Source organism: Paraburkholderia sp. SIMBA_027 (assembly GCF_046535315.1).
GTDB classification, from domain to species: Bacteria; Pseudomonadota; Gammaproteobacteria; order Burkholderiales; family Burkholderiaceae; genus Paraburkholderia; species Paraburkholderia tropica.
In genome coordinates this window covers 12,871-37,180 of the sequence record NZ_JAWRWY010000007.1, presented here as the reverse complement: position 1 = coordinate 37,180, position 24,310 = coordinate 12,871, and the positions used below count along the sequence as shown (strand labels likewise).

At 63.9% G+C, this 24,310-nt stretch carries 21 protein-coding genes; 13 read left to right on the top strand and 8 right to left on the bottom strand.

The window, feature by feature from the left end; translation table 11 throughout:
* Positions 1 to 65: 65 nt before the first annotated feature.
* Complete coding sequence (locus tag SB764_RS14805; RefSeq protein WP_065057284.1) at positions 66 to 1,460, bottom strand: phosphomannomutase/phosphoglucomutase; 1,395 nt, start codon at positions 1,458 to 1,460, stop codon at positions 66 to 68.
* A 263-nt stretch (positions 1,461 to 1,723) separates the two neighbouring features.
* Between SB764_RS14805 and SB764_RS14800 the strand changes: the two genes are divergently transcribed.
* The 3 genes from SB764_RS14800 (at position 1,724) to SB764_RS14790 (ending at position 5,568) form a co-directional block, all read left to right on the top strand.
* Complete coding sequence (locus tag SB764_RS14800) at positions 1,724 to 2,983, top strand: oligosaccharide flippase family protein (protein WP_074984629.1); 1,260 nt, start codon at positions 1,724 to 1,726, stop codon at positions 2,981 to 2,983.
* Between the two features lie 17 nt (positions 2,984 to 3,000).
* Positions 3,001 to 3,825: a glycosyltransferase gene (locus SB764_RS14795; protein ID WP_110327542.1), complete on the top strand. Its 825-nt coding sequence runs from the start codon at positions 3,001 to 3,003 to the stop codon at positions 3,823 to 3,825.
* A gap of 279 nt (positions 3,826 to 4,104) precedes the next feature.
* Complete coding sequence (locus SB764_RS14790; protein WP_065057281.1) at positions 4,105 to 5,568, top strand: flippase; 1,464 nt, start codon at positions 4,105 to 4,107, stop codon at positions 5,566 to 5,568.
* A gap of 165 nt (positions 5,569 to 5,733) precedes the next feature.
* Here SB764_RS14790 and SB764_RS14785 read toward each other — a convergent pair whose 3' ends face one another.
* The 3 genes from SB764_RS14785 to SB764_RS14775 form a co-directional block, all read right to left on the bottom strand.
* Positions 5,734 to 6,525 (bottom strand): glycosyltransferase family 25 protein, encoded by a 792-nt coding sequence (locus SB764_RS14785; RefSeq protein ID WP_322007398.1) that lies wholly within the window; start codon positions 6,523 to 6,525, stop codon positions 5,734 to 5,736.
* A gap of 150 nt (positions 6,526 to 6,675) precedes the next feature.
* Complete coding sequence (locus SB764_RS14780; RefSeq protein ID WP_234774824.1) at positions 6,676 to 7,419, bottom strand: LrgB family protein; 744 nt, start codon at positions 7,417 to 7,419, stop codon at positions 6,676 to 6,678.
* The gene (locus SB764_RS14775) at positions 7,416 to 7,787 is read right to left on the bottom strand and encodes a CidA/LrgA family protein (protein WP_065057279.1); all 372 of its coding nucleotides are present in this window, start codon (positions 7,785 to 7,787) and stop codon (positions 7,416 to 7,418) included. Before SB764_RS14775 ends, SB764_RS14780 begins: the two co-directional genes overlap by 4 nt.
* 388 nt (positions 7,788 to 8,175) lie before the next feature.
* On the opposite strand from SB764_RS14775, the gene SB764_RS14770 reads away from it, so the two are divergent.
* From SB764_RS14770 to cysC, 3 genes are all read left to right on the top strand, one after another.
* Positions 8,176 to 9,300, top strand: coding sequence for a glycosyltransferase family 4 protein (locus SB764_RS14770; protein ID WP_410864059.1), 1,125 nt, complete (start codon positions 8,176 to 8,178; stop codon positions 9,298 to 9,300).
* Between the two features lie 28 nt (positions 9,301 to 9,328).
* A complete protein-coding gene (gene galE / locus SB764_RS14765; RefSeq protein WP_124262391.1) occupies positions 9,329 to 10,360 on the top strand; it encodes a UDP-glucose 4-epimerase GalE in 1,032 nt (343 codons plus the stop codon).
* Positions 10,361 to 10,521: 161 nt separating this feature from the next.
* Positions 10,522 to 11,097, top strand: coding sequence for an adenylyl-sulfate kinase (gene cysC / locus SB764_RS14760; protein WP_341809872.1), 576 nt, complete (start codon positions 10,522 to 10,524; stop codon positions 11,095 to 11,097).
* Between the two features lie 94 nt (positions 11,098 to 11,191).
* On the opposite strand, the gene SB764_RS14755 is transcribed toward cysC, so the two are convergent.
* From SB764_RS14755 to SB764_RS14740, 4 genes are read right to left on the bottom strand one after another with little or no spacing between them, the layout of a single operon-like run.
* Positions 11,192 to 13,075: a polysaccharide biosynthesis protein gene (locus SB764_RS14755; protein WP_074984621.1), complete on the bottom strand. Its 1,884-nt coding sequence runs from the start codon at positions 13,073 to 13,075 to the stop codon at positions 11,192 to 11,194.
* Complete coding sequence (locus SB764_RS14750) at positions 13,062 to 14,117, bottom strand: MraY family glycosyltransferase (RefSeq protein ID WP_176082077.1); 1,056 nt, start codon at positions 14,115 to 14,117, stop codon at positions 13,062 to 13,064. The genes SB764_RS14755 and SB764_RS14750 overlap by 14 nt, the downstream gene beginning before the upstream one ends.
* Positions 14,118 to 14,140: 23 nt before the next feature.
* Positions 14,141 to 15,100: a UDP-glucose 4-epimerase family protein gene (locus tag SB764_RS14745; protein ID WP_124262392.1), complete on the bottom strand. Its 960-nt coding sequence runs from the start codon at positions 15,098 to 15,100 to the stop codon at positions 14,141 to 14,143.
* Complete coding sequence (locus SB764_RS14740) at positions 15,097 to 15,942, bottom strand: glycosyltransferase family 2 protein (protein WP_065057274.1); 846 nt, start codon at positions 15,940 to 15,942, stop codon at positions 15,097 to 15,099. Before SB764_RS14740 ends, SB764_RS14745 begins: the two co-directional genes overlap by 4 nt.
* A gap of 395 nt (positions 15,943 to 16,337) precedes the next feature.
* On the opposite strand from SB764_RS14740, the gene SB764_RS14735 reads away from it, so the two are divergent.
* The 7 genes from SB764_RS14735 to SB764_RS14705 all read left to right on the top strand — a co-directional run bounded on the left by SB764_RS14735 (position 16,338) and on the right by SB764_RS14705 (position 24,272).
* Positions 16,338 to 17,762 carry a UbiA family prenyltransferase gene (locus tag SB764_RS14735; protein ID WP_176082075.1) on the top strand — a complete coding sequence of 475 codons (1,425 nt, stop codon included), beginning with the start codon at positions 16,338 to 16,340 and terminating at the stop codon, positions 17,760 to 17,762.
* Between the two features lie 3 nt (positions 17,763 to 17,765).
* Positions 17,766 to 19,082: an FAD-dependent oxidoreductase gene (locus SB764_RS14730; protein WP_410863923.1), complete on the top strand. Its 1,317-nt coding sequence runs from the start codon at positions 17,766 to 17,768 to the stop codon at positions 19,080 to 19,082.
* Positions 19,079 to 19,819: an SDR family oxidoreductase gene (locus SB764_RS14725; RefSeq protein ID WP_321906036.1), complete on the top strand. Its 741-nt coding sequence runs from the start codon at positions 19,079 to 19,081 to the stop codon at positions 19,817 to 19,819. The genes SB764_RS14730 and SB764_RS14725 overlap by 4 nt, the downstream gene beginning before the upstream one ends.
* 11 nt (positions 19,820 to 19,830) lie before the next feature.
* Positions 19,831 to 21,504, top strand: coding sequence for a hypothetical protein (locus SB764_RS14720; RefSeq protein ID WP_410863921.1), 1,674 nt, complete (start codon positions 19,831 to 19,833; stop codon positions 21,502 to 21,504).
* A 114-nt stretch (positions 21,505 to 21,618) separates the two neighbouring features.
* On the top strand, positions 21,619 to 22,557 hold the full coding sequence (locus SB764_RS14715) for an NAD-dependent epimerase/dehydratase family protein (protein WP_410863919.1): 939 nt from the start codon (positions 21,619 to 21,621) through the stop codon (positions 22,555 to 22,557).
* A 6-nt stretch (positions 22,558 to 22,563) separates the two neighbouring features.
* Entirely contained in the window at positions 22,564 to 23,847 is a 1,284-nt protein-coding gene (locus SB764_RS14710) for an NAD(P)/FAD-dependent oxidoreductase (protein ID WP_065057269.1), read from the top strand.
* A complete protein-coding gene (locus SB764_RS14705; protein WP_321906040.1) occupies positions 23,844 to 24,272 on the top strand; it encodes a GtrA family protein in 429 nt (142 codons plus the stop codon). The genes SB764_RS14710 and SB764_RS14705 overlap by 4 nt, the downstream gene beginning before the upstream one ends.
* Positions 24,273 to 24,310: the final 38 nt, after the last annotated feature.

Sequence of the window (24,310 nt, the reverse complement as noted above, 5' to 3'; positions counted from 1 at the left end):
CGCACGCGCCCCGAACATGCATCCGTTGCGGCGTCACCCAACCGCAACGGACCTCAACCCAAAACTCAAAACGGCAACTTCGCATCCGGCTTCTCAGCCAGAATCACGCGTTTAAAATCCGCCTGAATACGCGCGAGCGCGGCATCGTTATCGGCTTCGAAACGCATCACGACGACCGGCGTCGTATTCGACGAACGCGCGAGACCGAACCCATCCGGATACTCCACACGCAGACCGTCGATCTTGATCACCTCATCGGCGCCCGTGAACGTCGCGTTCTCCTGCAGCTTCGCGATCAGCGCGAAATTCTCGCCTTCCTCGAGCTTCAGTTGCAGTTCCGGCGTGGCGTGCGAGTTCGGCAGATCGTTGAGCAGCTTGCTCGGATCGGCGACGCGCGCGAGGATTTCAAGCAGACGCGCGCCCGTATACAAACCGTCGTCGAAACCATACCAGCGGTCCTTGAAGAACACGTGGCCGCTCATTTCGCCCGCCAGCGGCGCGCCGGTTTCACGCAGCTTCGCCTTCACGAGCGAGTGGCCCGTCTTCCACATCAGCGGCTCGCCGCCCTTTTCCTTCACCCACTTCGCCAGGTTGCGCGTGCACTTGACGTCGTAAATGATCTGCTTGCCCGGATTGCGCGACAGCACTTCCTCGGCGAACAGCATGAGCTGACGATCCGGATAGATGATCTCGCCGTCCTTCGTGACCACGCCCAGACGGTCGCCGTCACCGTCGAACGCGAAGCCCACTTCGGCATCGGTTTCCTTGAGCGCGCGGATCACGTCCTGGAGGTTTTCCGGGTGCGCCGGATCCGGATGGTGATTCGGGAAGGTGCCGTCGACTTCGGTGAACAGTTCGACCAGTTCGCAGCCGAGCGCCTTGAACAGACGCGGCGCGAGACCACCCGCCACGCCATTGCCGGTATCGACGACGATCTTCAGCGGACGCGCCAGCTTGATGTCGCCGACGATGCGGTCGATATATTCATCGCGGATATCGTAATCGGCATAGGTGCCCGCGCCGCTTTCGAAACGCTTGTCGACGATGCGCTGATAGAGCGCCTGGATCTGGTCGCCGTAAATGGCCTTGCCGCGCAGGACCATCTTGAAGCCGTTGTAGTCGGGCGGATTGTGGCTGCCCGTCACGACGATGCACGAGTCGATGCTGCGTTCGCCCGTGGCGAGCTTGAGCGGCACGCTCGCCGCGAAATAGCCGACCGGCGTGGGCACCATGCCCACGTTGACGACGTCGACGCCCGCCGAGCGCAGGCCGTCGGCGAGCGCGGCGGACAGGTCGGGGCCCGAGAGGCGGCCGTCGCGCGCGATTACCACCGCGTCGCCGCCCTGCGCACGCACCTCGCTGCCGAAGGCCTGGCCGATGGCGCGTGCCGTGTCGGTATCGAGCGTCTTGCCGATCACGCCGCGAATGTCATAGGCCTTGAAAATCGATTGAGAAATCATGATGAGGCTCACCGTGCGATGGAAAGTCGGGGGGATTATTCGTAACACGTTTCGGCGGGCTGCCGCGACCCCGCGTTACGAAAAGTCGGAACCGTTACAAACTATAATTGCCGTTTTTCGGCGACCGCCGAAGGTTATGCACCCATTTTAATGCCTCGCCGTTTCCTCCTGACGACAAAATCCGCGCCGGGTCTGGCGCCTCGCGCCAGCAAGCGCCATGCCCATGCGTGCCCGATGCGTCCGCGTCGTCAGGACGGTCCGGCATGCTGAGCCTCAAGCGCCCCGCCAACCCCGACGTCACGCGCGCGTTCACGAACATCGTGTGGCTCGGCCTCGAACGCGTCACGCAGATCGCCGTCGCCATCGCGATCAGCGGCGTGCTGGCGCGCTATTTCGGTCCCGACGTGTTTGGGAAATGGCAGTACGCCAACACGCTGCTGCTCGTGCTCTCGCCCATCACCTGGGTGTGCGGCGCCGAAATTCTCGTGCCGACAATCGTCAACAAACCGCGCGAGGCCGTCGGCACGGTGCTCGGCAGCGCGTTCGCGCTGCGCATCGGCGTGTCGGCGGCGGCGCTCGTCGTCACGTGGATCGGCATCGGGCTCGGCGCGACCGATCCGATGGTCGGCGCGATGCTCGCCGGGCTCGCCGTCACCATGCTGTTTCGCGAGCCGTTCGTCGGCGTGATCAACGCGTGGCTGCAGAGCATGACGTACAGCAAGCCACAGCTTATCGCGAGTATGAGCACGGCGATCGTCAAGGCGCTGCTCGTGTTTCTGCTCGCGCGCGCGGCGTTCGCGCCCGCCACCTTCGGCTGGCTGTGGGCGCTCGAATCGGCGGCGATCGGCGCGGCGCTGGTGCTCTATTTCCGCAAGCGTCACGGCGGCAAGCTCGGCTGGCACGTCGACCGCGCGCTCTTCAAGCATTTCGCGACGGCGGGCACGGTGTTCTGGCTCGGCCTGATCTGCATGTATCTGTTCCTGAAGCTCGACCGGCTGATGCTCGAACGCACCATTTCGTTCGCCGATCTCGGCCGCTATTCGGCCGCGCAGCAGCTCAACGAAAACTGGATCACGCTCGCGCTGATGCTCTCGCAGACCATCGCGCCCGCCTTCGTCTATCGCGTGCAGCAGGCCGCGCAGTTGCGCCGCAACCTCGTGCGCCTGTTCGCGATGACGGGCGTCATCATGATCGCGGGCGCGCTGGTGCTCGACGCGCTCGCGGGCTTCATCATCCATCGCGTGTTCGGCCCGGACTACGCGGGCGCCGTGAATATTTTCCGCTGGGCCGTGTGGCTCTCGGTGCCCGCGGGCATCGAGGCGATCGGCAATCTCGTGGTGCTCAAATATCAGGCGAAGTTCGTCTTGCTCGCCAAGTGGCTGCTCGCGCTCGCGGTGGCGTTCGCCGTGAATCTCGTGGCGATCCCGCGCCTCGGCGCGTACGGTGCGCTCGTCGGGTTGGCGTGCGGCTACCTCGCGGCGGCCTGCGTGAACTTCTATTACATCCGCTTCAAACTGACCTGAACCTCGCTGCCCGCCTCATGACGCCATCCCCCGCCGCCGCGCGCGCTCGAACCGGCGCTCTCGCCGATGTCGCCCTGCTCATGCCCGCCTACAACGGCCAGGCCGACGTCGAGCGCACGCTCGCCTCGTTCGCGGAAGACGCGCCGATCTATGCGCTCGTCGTCGACGACGGCAGCACGCCGCCCATCGTCGCGCCGAGCGTGCCCGGCATGGAAATCGAAGTATTGCGCATGCCAAAAAACGGCGGCATCGAACGCGCTTTGCAGGCCGGTATCGAGGCGCTGGCCGCGCGCGATTTCCGCTACGCGGCGCGCATCGACGCGGGCGATCTGGCCGTGCCGCAACGCCTCGCGAAGCAGCGCGCGCGCATGGAAGCCGAGCCTGAACTCGCCGCGCTCGGCACGTGGACGCAGGTCGTCAATCGCGCGGGCGAGCCGCTCTTCATGCTGCGCCCGCCCGCCGACGCGCGCGCGCTGCGCCGCACGCGCATGCTGCGCTCGCCGCTCGTGCATCCGTCGGTGATGCTGCGCGTCGACGCGGTGCTCGCCGTCGGCAACTATCGCGTGCAGTATCCGGCTGCGGAAGACCTCGATCTGTTCCTGCGTCTGATGGAGCGTTACGACTGCGCGAATCTGCCCGAGCTCGGGCTCTATTACGAGCTGAACGAAGGCGGCATCAGCGCGACCAAACGGCGTCGGCAGATCGTCTCGACCTTGCGTTTGCAGGCGCGTTATCTGAACGTGCTGAACTGGCGCGACTGGGCCGGGCTCGCCAAGAACACGCTGCATCTCGTCACGCCTTACAAGTTGCTTCACCGGCTGAAAACGCGGCTCGGCGCATAACGCGAAGTCCGGGCTCGCGCGGTCCCTGAAAGCTACGGTCCGGCCCCACATGCGGTCCCACGTCCGCCCCGCGTGCAACCGTGCGCCGACGCACAAACTGCCATCCGTCTCCCGGCGCAGAATAGGACGTTCGCATTCGGACGCAGCCGGACGGCGCTTCACGCGTCGCCGCAGAGGCGCAGTCATAGCGCCGCGCGGGTCCGCGCGCGTCACGAGTCCGTCACGGCGCGCTGCGGCGCGGCCAAAGTGGCGCATCGAATGCACGCACCGGACCACACCATGACCGCCAAACCCAGCCTGAAACGCAGCGCCCTGTTCAACCTGATCGGCAGCCTGCTGCCGATGATCATTGCGTTAGTGACCACGCCGATCTATCTGCACTACATCGGGACGGCGCGGTACGGCGTGCTGGCCATCGTCTGGATGATTCAGGGCTATTTCGGCTTTCTCGACATGGGGCTGTCGTCCGCGACGGCCAATCGCATTGCCCAGCTCGCCGACGCCACGCATCAGGAGCGCGAATCCGTGCTGTGGACGGCGCTGATCCTCAACGTCGGGCTCGGCGTGGCGAGCGGCGCGGTGCTGTTCGTGGCGATGCATCTGCTGCTGCCGTACTTCAATCTCGGTCCGGCGCTGCGCGCCGAGTTGCAGCCCGCGCTGCCTTTCGTGGCGTGTCTGATGCCGCTCGCGAATCTGATCGGCGTGCTCAGCGGCTCGCTTTCCGCGCGCGAGCGCTTCGGCATCCTCACGCTGGTGCAGATTCCCGTCACGCTGATGTATCAGCTCACGCCGCTGATCGTGGCGTACGTGATGGGCCCGCGCCTGAACTACATCGTGTACGGCACGTTGGGCGCGGGGCTCGGCACGCTCGGCATCTACGCAATCGTGGTGTGGCGCGTCTTTCCGCTGCGCTTTTGCGCGGGTCCGCGCCGCGCGCTGATTCCCAAACTGTTTTCGTTCGGCGCGTGGATGAGCGTGCAGAACCTGACCTCCGCGCTCCACGAAACCGCCGATCGCATCATGATCGGCCACATCCTCGGGCCGCAGGCGGTCGCGTACTATCAGGTGCCGTTCAATCTCGCCGTGCGCGTGCGATTTCTGCCCAACGTGATCGCGCGCACGCTGTTTCCGCGCCTCTCGTCGCTCGAAATCACGAGCGCGACGGCGCTTTCCGCGACCACGCTGCGCGGTTTCCTGGCCGCACTCACGCCGATGATCGTGTTCGGCATGTTCCTCATGCATCCGTTTCTTTCGCTGTGGGTCGGACAGGATTTCGCCGCGCGCTCGGACTCCGTCGGCGAAACGATACTCGTGGGCGTCTGGTTCAATTGCCTCGCGCTGATCGCGGGCTGCCATCTGCAGGCAACGGGCCGCCCCGGCATCGTCGCGCGTCTCCTGATCTATGAACTCGTGCCGTTCTTCGCGTTTCTCTGGTGGGCGATGCAGACCTTCGGCGTGCTCGGCGCGGCGCTCGCGTGGAGCGCGCGCTGCGTGATCGACGGCTTTCTGCTGTATCGCGCGGCGCGCCTCGAAATCCGCCCGCTGCGCATGCTCGCCGCGCCGACGCTGATCATCGGCATCGCCTATGTCGGCACGCTGATTCTCGCGCCGCTGAGCCTGCCGTCGATCACTATGTGGATCGCCACGACCGGCGTCGCGCTCGCGTGGAGCGCACGCGCGCAACCGGCGCTGTTCGCGCGCGTGCTCGGCGTGTTCGCATCGATGCGAAGCCGCTGGGCGTGATGAAGCCTGGGAAGTGAGATTGCGCGGCGCGAACGGCGGGTCGGCCGGCGAGGAAAACGTCCTGCAACAGAACGCAAAGCAGAACGCGAAGCACAATGCAAAGCGGCGGCAGGCCGGGCACATTAAAGCCCAACGCCTGCCGCCGCCCAAACCGCTATTCCGCCACTACTCGTTCGGCAAACTTCCGGCATCGATCGCCCGAAGCTGATTGGCGATTTTCCGCTTCGCGCGCAGCGTGAGGTCGATCTCGCGCCAGATCTGCCGCGCGAGACCCGGAGGCTTCGGACGCGTCGCCATCGTCGTGCGCTCGCTCTGGATGCTTGAAGCGCTCAAATCGGTCGGATGCTTAACGATGCTGGAAAAATAAAAATCGCCGACCTGAACGTGATTGCGGACGTGCGAAAAATCGTCGATCACGAAGATGTCGCGCTCCATCAGGCTCAGGACTTCCTTCGCGAACGACGCCGAAATCACATAGCCGACGGTGCGATAAAGATGGCCGAGATCGCCGTCGTGAACCCGGAACACCGGCGGAATCTCGCAGCAGATCGTGCCGCCCACGCGCTCGAAACTGCGCAGCAGGCCGTCCATGCCGCCCAGATGCAGATAGCCGTCGAACTGGCCCATCTTTTCCATGATCTGGCGAATGTTCGCGCACGCGTCGGCGTCGAGAATCACGTCGTCTTCGAGAATCAGCGCGTGCGATTCGCCCGTGCGCAAGAGCGCTTCGTAGGCTTTTTTATGGCTCAGCGCGCAGCCCAGTTCCGAAGGCGTGATGAGCCGGTTGCGAAAGCTCAGGTAATGCTGGATCGCCGAAAAATAATCTTTCGCATTCAGTTCCGGGCCATACACCGCGTCGATCACGCGCACCGCGAAGCGCTCGTTTTCGAGCATCGACGCGAGTTTCCGGTTGCTCTCAGACTGACTTCCTTTTAATGAAATGACAAAAACCTGCATGGGCGGCTCCTGGCTGCAAAACCATTCCGGACAGAAATTCGCGGACACGGAATTTTTGCAGTTTGCAGGAAGAACTCCAATCAAAAGGGCGTCGTGGATGCGGGGTTAACCTCATAACGCGCCGCACAAGACGCCTGCAATCGCGACGTTTTATAACCAGCCGAGCAGCGTCGGCAACAGCAGCGGCACGACGAACGCGGTGAAAACCCCATTGAGCCCCATGCCGAGCCCCGCGAACGCGCCCATCTCCTCGCTGACCTGAAACGCCCGCGCAGTGCCGATGCCGTGCGACGCCACGCCGATCGCAAAACCGCGCACTTCGGTCTCGCGCACGCGCAGCAGATTGAGGATCCAGCGCGCCGTCACGGCGCCGAACACGCCGGTCGAAATCACCAGCACGGCGGTGAGCGAGGGAATGCCGCCGACCTTGTCGGCGACCGCCATCGCGATGGGCGTGGTCGCCGACTTGGGCGCGATCGACGCGAGCGTCTGATGCGTCGCGCCGAACAGTTTTGCGATGCCGACCGCCGACACGATCGCGGTGAGCGAACCGGCCACGAGCCCGCCGATGAGCGGCAGCGCCGTGCGCCGCAGCTTGTTCCATTGGCGATAGAGCGGCAGCGCGAGCGCGACCGTCGCCGGTCCGAGCAGGAAGTGCACGAACTGCGCGCCTTCGAAATAGGTGCGATACGGCGTGTCGGTGATCTTGAGCGCGACGACCACGATCGCCACCGCGATCAGCACCGGATTCGCCAGCGGGTTGTGTTTCGCGCGCGCGTAGACGTTCAGCGCGATCAGATACGCGACCAGTGTGAGCGTGAGTCCGAGCAGCGGCGAAGCGGCGAGATAGACCCAGATGGCGTCGAGTTTCGCGAACGGCAGAGTCGTATTCACGCTGCGCCCTCCTCGCCGATTTCGTGGCGGCGCTGGCGACGCAGCAGCGCGCGCGTCACGAGCGCGGTGACGGCGATGCCGAGCGTCGTGCTCACGACGAGGCTCGCGATCACGGCGAACGCTTCGCCGCGCACGGCCTGCGCCGACACCATGATGCCGACGCCCGCCGGAATGAAGAGCAGCGACAGGTGGCGCAACAATTCGAGCGCGGTCGGCTCGATGGCTTCGGCGGCGGCGGGCCGCATCATCGCGAAGGCGAACAGCAGGAGCATGCCGATCACGGGACCGGGCACGGGCAGCGAGAACACGTAGGAAACGCTCTCGCCGAGACACTGGAAGATCAGCAGAGCGGCTAGGGAACGGAGCATGGCGGAAGAAGCGGCGCGCTTGTTGGAATGGGTCTGAGTGAGTCTGGACCCGGCAAGGTCCGGCGCGCGGTGTGTGGCCAATACAAGGCCGATGCAAAGGCGATACAAGGCCGGTGCAATGCGATGCCAGCCGACGCCCGCGCGCTGGCCTGGAGTGTAGCCCACGTGTAAGCCGCCTGCACCCTCGCGCCCATCGGTCGCGCCCTGGCTCCGCCACAATCGCCGCGACATTCGCTCCTGCGCGCCCGAAGCGCCCGGCGGCCCACCCCGCCTCGGCTAAAATGTGGCCCCTTGCCGGGCTTGTACCCGGCCCATCGACGCTCTCGACGATCCGGCCTTCGTGAATTCCACCGCTGTTCCCGCCGCCCAACCCTCGCCCGCCCGCCGCCTGCCGCTGCACGTGGTGCTCGTCTGCAATACGGCCTGGGCCATCTACACCTATCGACGGGGCCTGCTGCGCGCGCTCAACGAAGCCGGCGCGCAGGTCACGGTGATCGCGCCGCGCGACCGCACCTTCGAACCGCTGGAGCAGATGGGTTGCCGCTGCATCGACCTGCACGTGGCGTCGAAAGGCACCAATCCGCTCGACGATCTGCGCACGCTGCTCGCGCTGCGCCGCCACTATCGCGCGCTCAAGCCCGACGTCGTGTTCCACTACACGATCAAGCCGAACATCTACGGCTCGGTGGCGGCGTGGCTCGCGCGCGTGCCGTCGGTGGCGGTGACGACGGGGCTCGGGTACGTCTTCATCCAGAAAAGCCGCGCGGCGCAGGTCGCCAAACGGCTCTATCGCTTCGCGTTCCGCTTCCCGCGCGAAGTCTGGTTCCTCAATCGCGATGACGAAACCGCCTTCCGCGAGCAGAATTTGCTGGTTCATCCTGAGCGCGCGCGACTGCTGCACGGCGAAGGCGTCGATCTCGACGACTTCGCGTTCACGCCGCTGCCCGAGCGCAGCGAATTTTCGTTCGTGCTGATCGGCCGCCTGCTGTGGGACAAGGGCGTCGGCGAATACGTCGAAGCCGCGCGCGCGCTGCGCGCGCGGTATCCGCAGGCGCGCTTCTGCCTGCTCGGCCCGGTCGGCGTCGACAACCCGAGCGCGATCACGCGCGACGAAGTAGCCGCGTGGGAACGCGAAGGCGTGATCGCTTATCTGGGCGAAACGGCGGACGTTCGCCCCTATATTGCCGACGCCGATTGCGTGGTGCTGCCCTCGTACCGCGAAGGCGTGCCGCGCACGCTGATGGAAGCGAGCGCGATGGGCCGCCCGATCGTGGCGACCGACGTGCCCGGCTGCCGCGAAGTGGTCGCGGACGGCGAAAACGGCCTGCTCTGCGCCGCCCGCGACGCGGCTTCGCTCGCGCAGGCGATGGCGTGCATGCTCGATATGTCCCCATCGGACCGAACAAAAATGGCCGAGCGCGGCCGGAAAAAAATTGCGAAAGAATTCGACGAACGCGTTGTGGTACAACGCTACCGGGAAACGATCCGGGAGTTGACCGGATCGACGTTTTGAACGCAGTCTGACGATACGGAACCAGAGCATGGCAGCGACGAACTCAAAAGGCACGATCCTCGTCACGGGCGGCGCGGGCTTTATCGGCTCGCACACTTGCGTCGAACTGCTCAACGGCGGCTACGACGTCGTCGCCGTCGACAATCTCGTCAACAGCCGTCAGGAATCGCTCAAGCGCGTCACGCAGATCACCGGCAAGCCGGTCGCCTTCTACGAGGCCGACGTGCGCGATGCGCAGGCGCTCGAGCGCATTTTCAAGGCGCATCCGATCACGGGCGTGATCCATTTCGCGGCGCTCAAGGCGGTCGGCGAATCGGTCGCGAAGCCGATCGAGTACTACCGCAACAACCTCGACGGCCTGCTCGTGGTGCTCGACGTGATGCGCCAGCACGGTGTGAAGGAGTTCGTGTTCAGCTCGTCGGCGACCGTCTACGGCGTGCCGGAGCGCTCGCCCATCGACGAGACGTTCCCGCTGTCGGCGACGAACCCGTACGGCCAGTCCAAGCTGATCGCCGAGCAGATTCTGCGCGACGTCGCGATCTCCGATCCGTCGTGGCGCATCGCCGTGCTGCGCTATTTCAACCCGGTGGGCGCGCACGAAAGCGGCCTGATCGGCGAAGATCCGGCCGGGATTCCGAACAATCTGATGCCGTATGTCGCGCAGGTGGCGGTGGGCAAGCTGGAGCGCCTGCGCGTGTTCGGCGGCGATTACCCGACGCCGGACGGCACGGGCGTGCGCGATTACATCCACGTGGTCGATCTCGCGCAGGGGCATCTGAAGGCGCTCGACGCGCTGGCCGCGCGCGGCGAAGGCTTTGTCGTGAATCTCGGGACCGGTCAGGGTTATAGCGTGCTCGACGTGGTGAAGGCGTTCGAAAAGGCGTCGGGCCGACCGGTGCCGTATGAGATCGTCGCGCGCCGGCCGGGCGACATCGCCGAGTGCTATGCGAACCCGGCCACGGCGGAAAAGCTGATTGGCTGGAAAGCGCAATTCGGCATCGAGCGCATGTGCGTGGACCACTGGCGCTGGCAGGAAAATAATCCGCACGGGTTTGAGTAAAGAAAAATAAGGGGCAGCCTGCCAAGCCCCGCCGGAGCGCACTTAGGGTCGAAGTGAAAAAAAATCCGCCCGCTGATTTTTTATTGCACTTTATTACGTCGACGTTACAGCGCCCGTAATGAAGTTAGAATATCCACTCAATTAAACCAATCTTTACTTGAGTGGGGCGCAAAGGGGTGGAAACAGCAACATCGACGGGTGCCGTCGTCTGGCTCACCGGCATGTCCGGGGCCGGCAAATCGACAATCGCGCGTGCGCTGGTCGAACGACTCAAAGCGCTCGGCATTCGCTCTACCGTGCTCGACGGCGACGTGTTGCGCACCGGCCTCAACTCCGATCTGGGCTTCAGCGAAGCCGACCGCACCGAAAACCTCCGCCGCGTGGCTCACGTGGCGGATTTGTTTTGTCGGGAAGGTTTTGTCGCCATCACCGCGACGATCTCGCCGGAACCGGAACACCGCGACAATGCGCGACGCATCGTGGGCGACGAACGGTTCGTGGAAGTGTTCATCGACACGCCGTTCGAGATCTGCGAAGAACGCGACCCAAAGGGGCTGTACAAGCGCGCGCGGCGTGGTGAGATTCCGCAGTTCACGGGCATCGGCTCGCCGTATCATGCGCCGGCTCACCCCGACCTCACCTTGCGAACGCACAGCGCCTCGGTCGAACGTTGCGTCGACGACATCGTCGAGCATCTCGCGCGCAAGCATCACGTTGGCGCCGGCGTCATCGGCTAAAGGATCGCGCGGCACGGTTGCGTCCACGCTTCATGCGCTTGCTTCAGACGCCCAACAAAAAAGGCGAAACACACAGGTGTTTCGCCTTTTTCTTTTAGCTCGCCGCCCGCACAGAACTCGTGCCGACTGACTGAAGCTGAGGCGCAACCGCAGGCTGATATTCCGGCACCCACCGCCGCAAATCGCGCCGCACTTCGTCGTCGGAGGGCACGCGATGCTGCATGAGCCACGGCAGCAGTTCATCGAGCAAGTTGTTCGGCACCTCGCGCGCACGCGCGATACGCAGCTTCGGATGCGGCGTGCGCGTCGTGGCTTCGTCGTCGGCGAGCAGTTCTTCGTAGAGCTTCTCGCCCGGCCGCAGTCCCGTGAACACCACGCGAATCTGCTCCTCCGAGTAGCCATACAGACGAATCAGATCGCGCGCGAGATCGACGATCTTGACGGGCTTGCCCATGTCGAGAATGAAGATCTCACCGCCGTGCCCCATGCTCGACGCCTGCAGCACGAGCTGCGACGCTTCCGGAATCGTCATGAAAAAGCGGGTGATCTCGGGGTGCGTGACCGTTACCGGGCCGCCCTTCGCGATCTGCTGCTGGAACTTCGGAATCACGCTGCCCGCGCTGCCGAGCACGTTGCCGAAACGCACGGTTTCGAACTGCGTGCGCTCGCTGATCTGCTGCAAGGCCTGACACGACATTTCCGCGAGCCGCTTGCTCGCGCCCATCACGTTGGTGGGATTGACAGCCTTGTCGGTCGAAATGAGCACGAAGTGGCGGACCTGATGCTTGATCGCCGCACGCGCCACGCGATAGGTGCCAAGCACGTTATTGCGGATCGCCTGCCACGAGTTCAGTTCCTCCATCAGCGGCACGTGCTTGTACGCCGCCGCATGGAAGACGATGTGCGGCGTGTAACGCGCCATCACCTGGTCGAGCAGCAAGGAATCCTTGGCATCGCCGACGATCGGCACCACCGAGAGTTCGGGGAAGCGTTCGCGGATCTCCTCGGTCAGCTTGTACATCGCGAATTCGGAGAGATCCAGCGCGACGAGTTGCGCCGGCGCGAAGCGCAGAATCTGGCGGCAGAGTTCGGAGCCGATCGAGCCGCCCGCGCCCGTCACCATCACGACGCGGCCGCTCAGGAGCGCTTCGACATGCGGCGTGTCGATCTTGACCGCGTCGCGGCCGAGCAGATCCTCGAGGTCGATGTTGCGGACCTGCGAGAGGAAGCCGCGCCCCGGCGTGAGTTCGGTCAGCGACGGCAGCATCAGCGCCTTCACGCCCGTGCGCACGCATTGCGTGGCTGCACGCCGCTGCACTTCCGCCGATGCCGAGGGAATCGCGATGATCGCGAACTCGCAGCGCAGTTCTTCGGCCCAGCGCGAGATGTCGCTGATCGGACCGAGCACCTTGTAGCCGTAGATTTCGCGGCCCTGCTTGGCCGGATCGTCGTCGAGCAGACCGACGAGACGCCACTCCGCCGAACGCGACAGTTCGCGCGCGAGGCTCGCGCCCGCGCCGCCTGCGCCCACCACGATCACCGGCTTGCCTTGGGCGACGAGACCACCGTACAGGTAGAACTCCTTGGTTGCGCGATAGAGCGCGCGCGCGCCGCCCATGACGAAGAACAGCAACAGCGGCGAGACAATCAGCACCGAGCGCGGGATGATCGGCATCGGCTGCAACAGGACCGAGACGATCATGACGATCAGCCCGGCCGAGATGATGGCCTTCGAGATGCGCAACAGGTCGGGCAGGCTCGCGAACACCCACATGCCGCGGTAGAGCCCGAAGATGCGGAACATGATCGCGTAGATCGGCAGCACCCAGACGAGGGTGTTCACCGCGCCGTGCCAGAACTCGGACGGCACGGACGCATTGAAGCGTAGAAGATAGGCCGTCAGCCAGGCGGCGGCCACGGCGCCGATATCGAACAGAAAGGCGCTGAACGAGAGCCAGGTGGCTTTATTGCGGAGCATCAGCGTCGACCTCAGATTGACTGGTTAGGGACTGGAAACTACGCCAGCGCACGTCGATTGCCGCACCCATCAGAACAAGAACGACAGCCCAGCCTGCAACGATCCCCCACTGCTGGGCCGGGGAGCGCCCCAAAGCCCATAAAGCAATTACTATGCCCACGCATATTACCAGATACCATGACAGCGCCGTGACAGCGTGGCCGGTACCGAGTCGAACCATCCGTTGATAATAGTGTTCGCGATGCGCCTGCCAAAATTTTTCGCCGCGCAGCAGGCGGCGAATCAGCGTGACCGACGCGTCGCCGATAAACGGCGCGAAAACCAGCGCCGGGAACCAGATCGGCCACGCGCCGCCGCGCCAACCCCAGTAGCCTAGCGCACCGGCCAGAAAGCCGGTCGGAATCGAGCCGGCGTCGCCGAGAAAGATTTTGGCCGGGTGGAAGTTGAAGAGCAAAAAGCCCGCCGCCGCGCCCGCGACGGCCACGCACGCCCAGCTCAACGGGAGCATCGGCTGCGGTCCGGCGAACGCCGCCAGCGCGTAGCCGCCGAAACCGAACAGCGCCATGCCGCCGGCGAGGCCGTCCGCGCCGTCCATGAAATTGTAGAGATTGACCAGCCACAGCAGCAAAAACGCCAGTATGGCCGCGCACCACCAGGGAATCGGGGCCGGATAGCCGACGATCAGCGCCAGCACGGCGACGAAGTGCGCCGCAAAGCGCACGCGCGCGGGCAGGCCGCGCCGGTCGTCGATCTGCGAGACGGCAGCGAGGAACGCCGCGCCGAGCGCGATCAGCCAGAGCGACGGCGCAACCAGCAGGATCGCCACGACCGCGACCGGAATCACGCCCCAGCCGCCTACGCGCGGCGTCGGGCGCACGTGGAGCGAGCGCTCATTGGGGATGTCGGTCGCGAGCCGCCAGGCGAGGCCGGTCTTGAGCAGAAACGCGAGGACGGCGGCGCACGCGACGGCGCACACCAGCGCGATCGACACGAGCGTCAAGATCGACGAAGAAAACAACAGCGAATTCGGTGCGTGCAGCATGTAGATATACGGTCTCCGCGTGATCAGTGCGTCGCACGAAACCAGCGTGCGGTGGCCTCGAGCCCGGCATCCAGGCTCACCGGCGGATACCAGCCGAGCTGCGCGCGGATGCGCGAGGCGTCGACCTGAAGGCTCGTCGTCAACCGCTCGATCTGGGCTGCGCGCCCCGCGAGCGCACCGGCCGCGCGCAGCAGACGCGGCGGCACGGGCAGCAGGCGCGCAGGCTTGCCGAGGTGGCGGCCGAGCGTGCGCAGCAACTGCGCGACCGACGGATCGTCGCCATCGGTGACATGGAAGCAGGTGTTGGCGGCGCGCGGGTCGGTGGCGCAATGCATCAGCGCATCGGCCAGATTATCGGAGTAGACGAGACTGCGGCGCGCATCGACGAGTCCGAGCGGCAACGGAATGCCGCGCGACACCGCATTCATCATCTGCAAGAAATTGGCGCCGACGCCGGGACCATAGACGAGCGGCGGCCGCACCACCACGATCTCCATGCCCGTTTCTTCGCTCAAGCGCCACAGCGCCTCTTCCGCCGCGCGCTTCGAGCGTCCGTAAGGATCGAGCGGCTGAGGCGGCGTCGATTCGGCGAGGGGCACGCCGCCGTCGGTTTCCGCGATGGCCTTGATGCTGCTGACGTACACCATGCGCCGCGCGCCCTGCTCCCGCGCGGCACGCGCCACCCGCAGCGTGCCTTCGACATTAGTCGCCATGAACGCCGCGAGCGGGTCCGGCGCTTCATCGTGCATGACGTGGACGCGCGCCGCCAGATGCACGACGCAATCGGGCGCATAGCCTTGCGGCCAGGCTTGCTCGAGTCCAGCGAAATCCGCCGTGGCGTGACGCCATTCGCGCACGCCATCCGCGCGATCGGTACCGCCTTGCCGCACCAGCGCGGTCACCTCGTGACCCGCGTGTGCGAGCGTGCAGCACAGCGCGCGCCCGACGAAACCGTTGGCTCCTGTCACCAGTACGCTGCTCAAAGCCACTTCCATCCGAACCGGTTGTAGAACTTGAACGCCGACGCCGCGAACATGCGGATGTGCGCCATGCCCTTGCGCGACGCGCCGCCGCCGTGGTGCAGCACGCGCACGGCGGGCGCGTAGACCACGCGCGCGACTTCGTGCGTGCGCAGGCTCAGGTCGTAGTCCTCGAAATAGAGGAAGTAGCGCGCGTCGAAACCCGCGAGCTTTTTCAGCACGTCGGTGCGGAACAGCATGAAGCAGCCGCTGACGATGGGCGGATCCCAGAGCGTGTCGCGCTCGTTGATCTGCGCGCGCATTTCGTAGCGCGCGAGACGCGACTCGAACGGCCGGCGCGCCGCGCGCGGCAGGAAACCACGCACGAACAGATCGACGAGCGTGGGGAACTGGCGGCAGAGGTATTGCAGCTGCCCCGAGTCGTCGACGATTGCGGGCGTCAGCAGGCCGGCGTCCGGATGGGCGTCCATGAACTCCAGCGCTTTCAGCAGCGCGCTGGGCTCGATGTCGACGTCGGGATTCAGGATCAGGTGGTAGCGGCTCGATGCCTGCGCAATCGCGAGATTGTGGCCGCAGCCGTAGCCGACGTTGCCGTGGCCGCTGATGACCGTGCTCTCGATGCCTGCCTGCGACAGCGCGGCGAGACTCGCGCGCATGTCGGGCATGCCGCCGTTGTCGACGAGGAACAGATGAATCGACATCCCCGGTTTGACGCGTGCCAGTGCCGCGCCCGCTTCAGCGAGGCTGTCGAACGTTCTGGCTAGAAGTTGCCGGTCGGGATGAAACACGACCACCGATACGGACACCACGCCGTGATCCTTGCTGGATACCGCACTCACTGTCATCTGAAAATGCAACGATAGGGCGCATGGCGCGTCTCGTCAGCTTAAACGGGGTCGGTAAAAAATGGCTAGTTTGCTAAAAATGGCGCGTTCCAGCAACCCGCTTTTCCTTTTGTTACGGGGGTCGGAGGTCGCCAGACCTTTCAAAAAATTCCCTGGCCTTTCAATACATCGGTGTCAACCGTTATTAGCGGGACGCGCGAGTCTATCGAAAATATCGTATTGGCCCGTTATTCTTTGCAGATGCACAACAAATGAAATGACATATTTGTAACAGCGACACAATATCCAGTTAAACTCTGCCGTTTTGGCGGACGGTGCCAGACCGGCACGCGCACTCAGGCAGGCGCAAGCTCGATATGCCGCCCAAATAGATAAACTGCCCACTGGCCAACCGTATGAGCAGCAGACCACTCGTTGTTGACCTTGATGGCACGTTGATTCGATCCGATGTTCTGATCGAATCGGGCTTCGCCTACCTGACCTCCGCCCCGCACCGCTTTTATCGCCCGCTCCTGTGGCTGCTGAGCGGCGGCAAACCGGCACTCAAAGCCGGGCTCGCAGAAAACACCAACGTCGACGTCACGGTCCTGCCGTACGATCCGCAGGTACTCGACTGGCTTCGCCAGGAACGCGAGGCGGGCCGCCCTCTCGTGCTCGCCACCGCCAGCCACGAGCGCTACGCGCACGCGATCGCCGACCACCTCGGCCTGTTCGACCAGACCTTCGCGACCGCCGACGGCGTCAATCTCTCGTCGCACCGCAAGCGCGACAAACTGGTCGCCGAGTTCGGCGAAAAGAATTTCGACTACGCCGGCAATTCGCACGACGACATCGCCGTGTGGCAATCGGCCGAGCGCGCCTATGTCGTCAATCCGTCGAGCGGCGTCGAACGCGCCGCGCGCAAGATCGGCAACGTCGAGCGCGTGATCGAGTCGCGTCCGCCCACGCTCAAAACGTGGAGCAAATCGCTGCGCCTGCATCAGTGGCTGAAAAACCTGCTGATCTTCGTGCCGCTGCTCGCCGCGCACAAGCTTGGCAACATCGACCTCGTCTTCGCGGCGCTACTCGCGTTTTTCGCGTTCGGCCTGTGCGCCTCGAGCGTGTATCTGCTCAACGACCTGCTCGATCTCGAAGACGACCGCCATCACCCCACCAAGCGCAAACGCCCGCTCGCCTCGGGCGCGCTGCCGCTCACCTGGGGGATCGGGCTCTTTCCTGTTCTGCTAATCGCGGCGTTCGCGCTCACGGCGCTGTTCCTGCCATGGCGCTTCGCCGTCGTGTTGCTCGGCTACTACGCGCTCACGCTCGCGTATTCGATGTATCTGAAACGGCAGGTGATGGTCGACGTCGTCGTGCTGGCGATGCTCTACACCATCCGCATCGTGGCGGGTACCGCAGCCATCGGCGCGCATCTGACGTTCTGGCTGCTCGCGTTCTCGATGTTCATCTTCCTGAGCCTCGCGCTCGTGAAGCGTTACGCCGAGCTGCATTCGATGCAGGCGCGCGGCCTCGTCAAGACGCGCGGACGCGGCTACGTATCGAGCGATCTGCCGCTGATCTCGTCGTTGGGCACGGCCTCGGGCTACCTCTCCGTGCTCGTGCTGGCGATGTATATTCAGGACGGCAACACTGCGCGCCTCTATCACCATGCGCAGATCATCTGGCTCGCGTGTCCGCTACTGCTCTACTGGATCAGCCGCACGTGGATCATCGCGCATCGCGGTCTGATGCACGACGACCCCATCGTGTTCGCCGCGCGCGACCGCGTGAGCCTCGCCGTCGTGCTGCTCTGCGGCCTCGTCTTCTGGGCGGCGACCTGAACGATGAGCACGGTGCTGTCCTGGGGACGCTATCCCGACTATCCGCAAGAAGCCCACGCGCTCGCCTGGCGTGACGGCGCGGCGCGTGCGTGGCGCGCTCTGCGCGAGGCGCACGGCAGCGCGCTCGCGTTCGGCAATGGCCGCAGCTACGGCGACAGTTGCCTCGCCGCTTCCGGACACGTGCTGCAGACGCTGCCGCTCGATCGCCTGATCGCGGCCGACTGGGGCACGGGCGTACTGCGCGCCGAACCGGGCGTGACGCTCGAACAGATTCTCGACGTGGCGATTCCGCGCGGCTGGATGCTGCCGGTCACGCCGGGCACCAAATATGCGACGCTCGGCGGCGCAATCGCCAACGACGTCCACGGCAAGAACCATCACGTGCGCGGCACCTTCGGGCGTCACGTGCGCCGCTTCGGCCTTGCGCGCAGCGACGGCAGCGTGCTCGACTGCTCGCCGGACCAGCACGCGGAGTTCTATGCGGCGACCATCGGCGGACTCGGACTCACGGGCCTGATTCTGTGGGCCGAAATCCAGCTGATGCCGATCCGCTCGAGCCAGATCGACGTGACGACGCTGCGCTTCGACAATGTCGACGAATTTTTCGCGCTCTCGGAACGTCTCGATCCGCTGCACGAATACAGCGTCGCGTGGGTCGATTGCCAGAGCCGCGGATCGGCGCTGGGACGCGGCATTTTCATGGTGGGCGATCACGCTGAAGACGGCCCGCTCGAAGTCGACCGGCGCAAGAAGCGCACGGTGCCGATGACGCTGCCGGTGCCCATCTTCAATCCGCTTACGCTGCGCGCCTTCAACGGCATGTACTATCACCGCCAGGCGCGCGGCGAGACCCGTAGCAAAGTCAGCTACGATGCGTACTTTTATCCGCTCGACAGCCTGCTCGAATGGAACCGCATCTACGGACGGCGCGGGTTTCAGCAGTATCAGTGCGTCGTGCCGCCCGAGGCCGCACGCGAAGCGACGCGCGAGATTCTCGATGCGATCGCCGCAAGCGGCACCGGTTCATTTCTCGCGGTGCTCAAGCGTTGCGGTGACATTCGCTCGCCGGGCCTGCTGTCGTTTCCGCGCGAAGGCACCTCGCTCGCGCTGGATTTTCCGCAGCGAGACGCGCAGAATGCGCGGCTTTTCGCGCGACTCGACGCGATCGTCAGCGCTGCACGCGGCCGCCTGTATCCGGCCAAGGACGCTCACATGTCCGGCGCCGATTTCCGCGCGGCCTATCCGCAATGGCAGCAACTGGAAAACCTGCGAGATCCCGCGATGCTGTCGCGGTTCTGGGAACGAACGACTCGAACATGAAGAACATTCTGATCATCGGCGCCACCTCGGCCATCGCCAACGCCTGCGCCCGCCGCTGGGCCGCACAGGGCGCGCGTCTTTTCCTCGTGGCCCGCAACGGTGAGCGGCTTCAGCAGGTCGCCGACGACCTCGTCACGCGCGGCGCGAAGCTCGCGGCGTGCTACGAACTCGACGTCAACGACCTCGATCGCCACGCCGCCATGCTCGCGCAGTGCCAGACCGAACTCGGCTCGCTCGACATCGTGCTCGTTGCGCCCGGCACCCTGCCCGACCAGGCGCAGTGCCAGGCCGACGCCGCCGTCGCGATCCGCGAATTCAACACCAACGTCACGTCGATCATCGGCCTGCTCACGCCGATCGCGAATCTGATCGAGGCGCAAAAGCGCGGCACGATTGCGGTGATCTCGTCGGTGGCGGGCGATCGTGGCCGCCCGTCGAATTATCTGTACGGCTGCGCGAAGGCTGCACTTTCGGCGTTCTGCGAAGGCCTGAATGCCCGTCTGTTCAAGGCGGGCGCCCATGTCGTGACGATCAAGCCCGGCTTCGTCGCCACGCCGATGACCGCCGGCCTGCCGTTGCCCGGCCCGCTCGTCGCGACGCCCGACAAGGTCGCTGCCGACATCACGCGCGCCATCGAGAAGAACAAGGACGTGCTCTACACACCGTGGTTCTGGTCGCTGATCATGCTGATCATCCGGTCGGTGCCGAAGTTTCTTTTTAAACGCGCCTCGCTGTGAACGTGACGAGTATGGTGAAATATAAAAAGCAAATCGCGGGACTCGCGCTCGTAATCGGCCTGCTCACAGTCGCGACGACGATATTCGGCGTCTGGCGAAACTTCACGCCGGTACCGCTGGGTGATTCATGGGACGGTACAGTTGGGTTCTATGTGCGAGCACTGGTTGAACCGTGGCGAGCTTTCTTCGAGCAGCACAATGAGCATCGTCTCGCGTTTTCACGTCTGATTTTCTTCGCCGACGTCCGATATTTTGGTGGGAGAAATGTTCTCTCTCTGTTCTCCAATCTGGTTCTCGCAGCATTGCTGTGCCTGACCTTCTACAGAGTCGCCCTCCACAATCGGCCTGCACTTAGCCGGTGGAACAAAATTGGCCTCGCAGGCGTGACGATGGCGCTCACTTTTTCCTGGCTCCAGCAGGAGAACTTTACTTGGGGCTTCCAGAGTCAGTGGTACGCCGTCTACCTGTTCGGGCTGCTCGCATTCCACTCACTTGAGCGTGCTGGACAAGCTCGCTCGAACAGCGTGGTCTGGCTCGGCATCGCGATTGTCAGCGCGGCAACTGCGGCATATAGCATGTCGAGCGGCTTGCTTGTCTTCCCCGTCCTGCTCATTCAGGCCATCTACCTGCGGCTGAGTCTGCGGCAGGTGTTCGCGGTTGCCGTGGCCGGAGCCGCGGTCTGGTACGCCTATTTGCATGGCTGGACGCCGATTACGAGTAATGGCGGAATCAAGTCGCTGCTGCTTCACCCCGTCGACGCCTGCCGCTATGTTCTGCTCTATCTCGGCTCGCCTGCGGACGGCACGCGACTCGGCATCGCGGGCGCATATGCATGCGGATTCGTCATGCTTGCGACAGTCGCGCTATGGACCGTGCGCGCCCTCTGCCTGCGCAAGACGCCACCGGCTGCCATCGCGTTGCTCGCATTTTCGCTGTTCATTGTGCTCAATGCCGCGGCAACAACGTCCGGACGCCTCTGGATGGGCCTCGAAACGGCGCTCGCTTCGCGCTACACAACCGCTTCGCTGACCGGTTGGCTCGCGATGCTCATATTTACGGCGCTGAACACGAGGACCGAGAACCGACGACGTCTCGTTTTCGCAGGCGCGGTGTGTGCAATGCTGATTGTCGCGGTGGCGCAAAGACTCGCCGTACGCGGTGACTATGATCTTACCTGGCAACGCATGGTTGGCGGCCTCGCCACGCGCGAGCATGTTTTCGACCTGTCTGTCACGCGTCCGGTCTATCCGTTCCCGGACAGGCTGGCGAAGATCGTTCCGGTAATCGAGGCGGCTCACATTTCCATTTTCGCCGACAACCAGCCCGACTATGTCGCTCCACCGGCCAAGGTGACTACGAGCTCGACTTGCGAAGGCTATGTCGATCAATTGTCGCGTTCGGAAACCTCCGACATGTACATTGCACACGGCTGGATTTACGACGCGCCGACCCACCATGTACCCCGTAACATCGTTATCACGGCGCCTGACGGACGCACCGTGGGTATCGGTCTCGCAGGCGGTCAACGTGACGACGTTAGCGCCCAGTTGGGTCACAATGCACGCTTCAGCGGCTGGACTGCGTTCATTCATCGTCCACCGGAAGGGCAGATCCACGTCACCGCCGCCACGTCGGGCGACACCTGGTGTTCGTTGCGCGGTTCGTACCCCGTTCCATCCAACTGACAACCGCTCGCAGGCGGACACGCTAAACACGCGATCCGCCTTCGCTGAGCCTGAGTTATGAATCCGGTAGCCCGCGCCCCTTCCGGGGCCAGGCTGCTCATCGAGTGAATCCGCATGAATCAGACTCGCATTCTTCTTCCCGGCGGCGCCGGACTCGTCGGACAGAATCTGGTGGCCCGCCTCAAGGCGCGCGGCTACACCAACATCGTCGTGCTCGACAAGTTCAAGGCGAACCTAGACATCCTGCGCAGCGTGCATCCGGACGTCACGGCGATTTACGCCGACCTGGCCGAGCCGGGCGACTGGGCGCAACATTTCGAAGGCGCGGACGTCGTGGTGATGCTGCAAGCACAGATCGGCGCGCCGACCCGCGACCCGTTCGTGCGCAACAACATCACGGCGACGCGCCACGTGCTCGACGCCATCAAGCAGTACAAGATTCCGTACACGGTGCACATCAGCTCGTCCGTGGTGAATTCCGTGGCCGACGACTGGTACACCGAAACCAAGCGCGAGCAGGAAGAGATCGTGGTCGCCTCGGGCATCGACTGTGTCGTGCTGCGCCCGACGCTGATGTTCGGATGGTTCGACCGCAAACACCTGGGCTGGCTCTCGCGTTTCATGCATCGCGTGCCGGTGTTTCCGATTCCGGGCAGCGGCAAATACATGCGCCAGCCGCTCTACGTGGGCGACTTCTGCAATGTGATCATCAGCAGCATCGAGTCGCGGATCAAGGGCAAGGCGTACAACATCAGCGGCCTCGAGCGTGTCGATTACATCGACATCATTCGCCAGATCAAGCGCGCGACGAAGGCGCGCTGCGCGATCGTGCGGATTCCTTACGGCCTCTTTTATGTGCTGTTGAAGATCTACGCGCTGTTCGACAAGAACCCGCCGTTTACGGCCGATCAGCTCAAGGCGCTGACGGCCGGCGACGAGTTCGAGGTGATCGACTGGGAAGGCATTTTCGGCATTCGTGCTACGCCGTTCGCCAAGGCCATGGACGAAACGTTCAACGATCCCACCTATAGCCACATCGCCCTGGAGTTCTGAAGAAAGATGAGTGCAGATCGCATTGCCGTCCTCGGCGCGGGACCGATGGGCCTGGGCGCCGCTTACCAGCTGGTCAAGGATGGCCGCAAGCCGATTATTTTCGAAGCCGACGACCGCGTCGGCGGCATGGCCGCGTGTTTCGATTTCGGCGGCCTGTCGATCGAACGCTACTACCACTTCCACGCGATTTCGGATCACGCTTTCTTCGAGGTGCTGCGCGAGCTCGGCATCGAAGACAAGATGAAGTGGTGCGAAACGAAGATGGGCTACTTCTACCAGGGCCAGGTGCAGCCGTGGGGCAACCCCGTCGCGCTGCTCAAGTTCAAGGGTCTGAGTTTCGCGGCGAAGTTCCGTTACGGCCTGCATGCGTTTCTTTCGACTAAGCGCAACGACTGGAAGCCACTCGACCACGTCGAAGCAACGAGCTGGATTCGCCGCTGGATCGGCGACGAGGCGTGGGAAGTGCTGTGGCGTCGTCTGTTCGACTACAAGTTTTACGACTATGCGGACAACCTCTCGGCCGCGTGGATCTGGAGCCGTATCCGCCGTATTGGGCGCTCGCGCTACGACCTGTTCCGCGAGAAGCTGGGCTATCTCGAAGGCGGCTCCGATACGCTGCTCAACGGCATGCGAGCCTATATCGAGGCGAATGGCGGCGAGTTCCGTCTCGGCACGCCAGTGCAGAAAGTGGTGATGGAAAATGGCGCGGTCAAGGGTATCGAGGCTGGCGGCGCGTTCCATGCGTTCGACAAGGTGATCAGCACGATTCCGCTGCCCTACGTGCCGCGCGTGATGCCCGATCTGCCCGCCGATATTCGCGATGCGTTCAGCAGCAAGAAGAACGTCGCAGTCGTATGCGTGATCGCGAAGCTCAAGAAGCGCGTGACCGAAAACTTCTGGCTCAACACCAACGATCCCGAGATGGACATTCCGGGCATCGTCGAGTACACGAACCTGCGCCCGCTCGACGATCACATCGTCTACGTGCCGTTCTATGTGCCCGGCGAGCATCCGAAGTATCAGGAGCCGGATTCGGCGTTCATCGACAAGGTGAAGCGCTACCTCATGAAGATCAATCCCGCGCTCACGCCGGACGACTTCATCGACGTGCGCGCGAGCCGCTATCGCTTCGCGCAGCCGATCTGCGAGCCGGGGTACCTCGATCGCCTGCCGCCGATTCAACTGCCCATCAAGGGCCTGCTGGTGGCGGACACGTCCTATTACTATCCGGAAGACCGCGGTATTTCCGAGAGTATCGGGCTGTCGCGCAAGATGGCGAGAATGGTATGACCGAAGTGAAACAGTCGGTGCGCTCTGCTTTTTTCTCGCGCAGCTTCTTGTTATTTCTGCTGACAGGGGGATTCGCGGCGGCCGTCAACTGGAGCAGCCGCATCCTCTATAACATCTGGATGCCCTTCTCCGCCGCGATCGTCGTCGCCTACATCACGGGCATGATCGTGGCGTATGTCCTGGCGAAGATCTTTGTCTTCAAGGACAGCACTCAGTCGACACATCGTTCGATTTTCTTTTTTATCGTCGTCAATCTGATCGCCGTCCTGCAAACGTGGGGCGTCAGCATCGTGCTGACCTATTACGTTTTCCCTGCTATTGGCTGGCAATGGCACGCACGCGAAATCGCTCATGCATTCGGCGTCGCCCTGCCGGTTTTCACGAGCTATCTAGGCCACAAGCACTGGACGTTTCGACGTCACTGACGCCCGCTTGAACCGCTCACGCCAGCGCGCTTTCGCGC

Coding starts and splice junctions, on each gene's coding strand:
- SB764_RS14805 (WP_065057284.1), bottom strand. CDS start 1,460: ATGATTTCTCAATCGATTTTCAAGGCCTATGACATTCGCGGCGTGATC.
- SB764_RS14725 (WP_321906036.1), top strand. CDS start 19,079: ATGAAGAACATTCTGATCATCGGCGCCACCTCGGCCATCGCCAACGCC.
- SB764_RS14785 (WP_322007398.1), bottom strand. CDS start 6,525: ATGCAGGTTTTTGTCATTTCATTAAAAGGAAGTCAGTCTGAGAGCAAC.
- SB764_RS14790 (WP_065057281.1), top strand. CDS start 4,105: ATGACCGCCAAACCCAGCCTGAAACGCAGCGCCCTGTTCAACCTGATC.
- SB764_RS14710 (WP_065057269.1), top strand. CDS start 22,564: ATGAGTGCAGATCGCATTGCCGTCCTCGGCGCGGGACCGATGGGCCTG.
- SB764_RS14775 (WP_065057279.1), bottom strand. CDS start 7,787: ATGCTCCGTTCCCTAGCCGCTCTGCTGATCTTCCAGTGTCTCGGCGAG.
- SB764_RS14735 (WP_176082075.1), top strand. CDS start 16,338: ATGAGCAGCAGACCACTCGTTGTTGACCTTGATGGCACGTTGATTCGA.
- galE (WP_124262391.1), top strand. CDS start 9,329: ATGGCAGCGACGAACTCAAAAGGCACGATCCTCGTCACGGGCGGCGCG.
- SB764_RS14755 (WP_074984621.1), bottom strand. CDS start 13,075: ATGCTCCGCAATAAAGCCACCTGGCTCTCGTTCAGCGCCTTTCTGTTC.
- SB764_RS14795 (WP_110327542.1), top strand. CDS start 3,001: ATGACGCCATCCCCCGCCGCCGCGCGCGCTCGAACCGGCGCTCTCGCC.
- SB764_RS14720 (WP_410863921.1), top strand. CDS start 19,831: ATGGTGAAATATAAAAAGCAAATCGCGGGACTCGCGCTCGTAATCGGC.
- SB764_RS14750 (WP_176082077.1), bottom strand. CDS start 14,117: ATGCTGCACGCACCGAATTCGCTGTTGTTTTCTTCGTCGATCTTGACG.
- SB764_RS14730 (WP_410863923.1), top strand. CDS start 17,766: ATGAGCACGGTGCTGTCCTGGGGACGCTATCCCGACTATCCGCAAGAA.
- SB764_RS14705 (WP_321906040.1), top strand. CDS start 23,844: ATGACCGAAGTGAAACAGTCGGTGCGCTCTGCTTTTTTCTCGCGCAGC.
- SB764_RS14715 (WP_410863919.1), top strand. CDS start 21,619: ATGAATCAGACTCGCATTCTTCTTCCCGGCGGCGCCGGACTCGTCGGA.
- SB764_RS14740 (WP_065057274.1), bottom strand. CDS start 15,942: ATGACAGTGAGTGCGGTATCCAGCAAGGATCACGGCGTGGTGTCCGTA.
- SB764_RS14800 (WP_074984629.1), top strand. CDS start 1,724: ATGCTGAGCCTCAAGCGCCCCGCCAACCCCGACGTCACGCGCGCGTTC.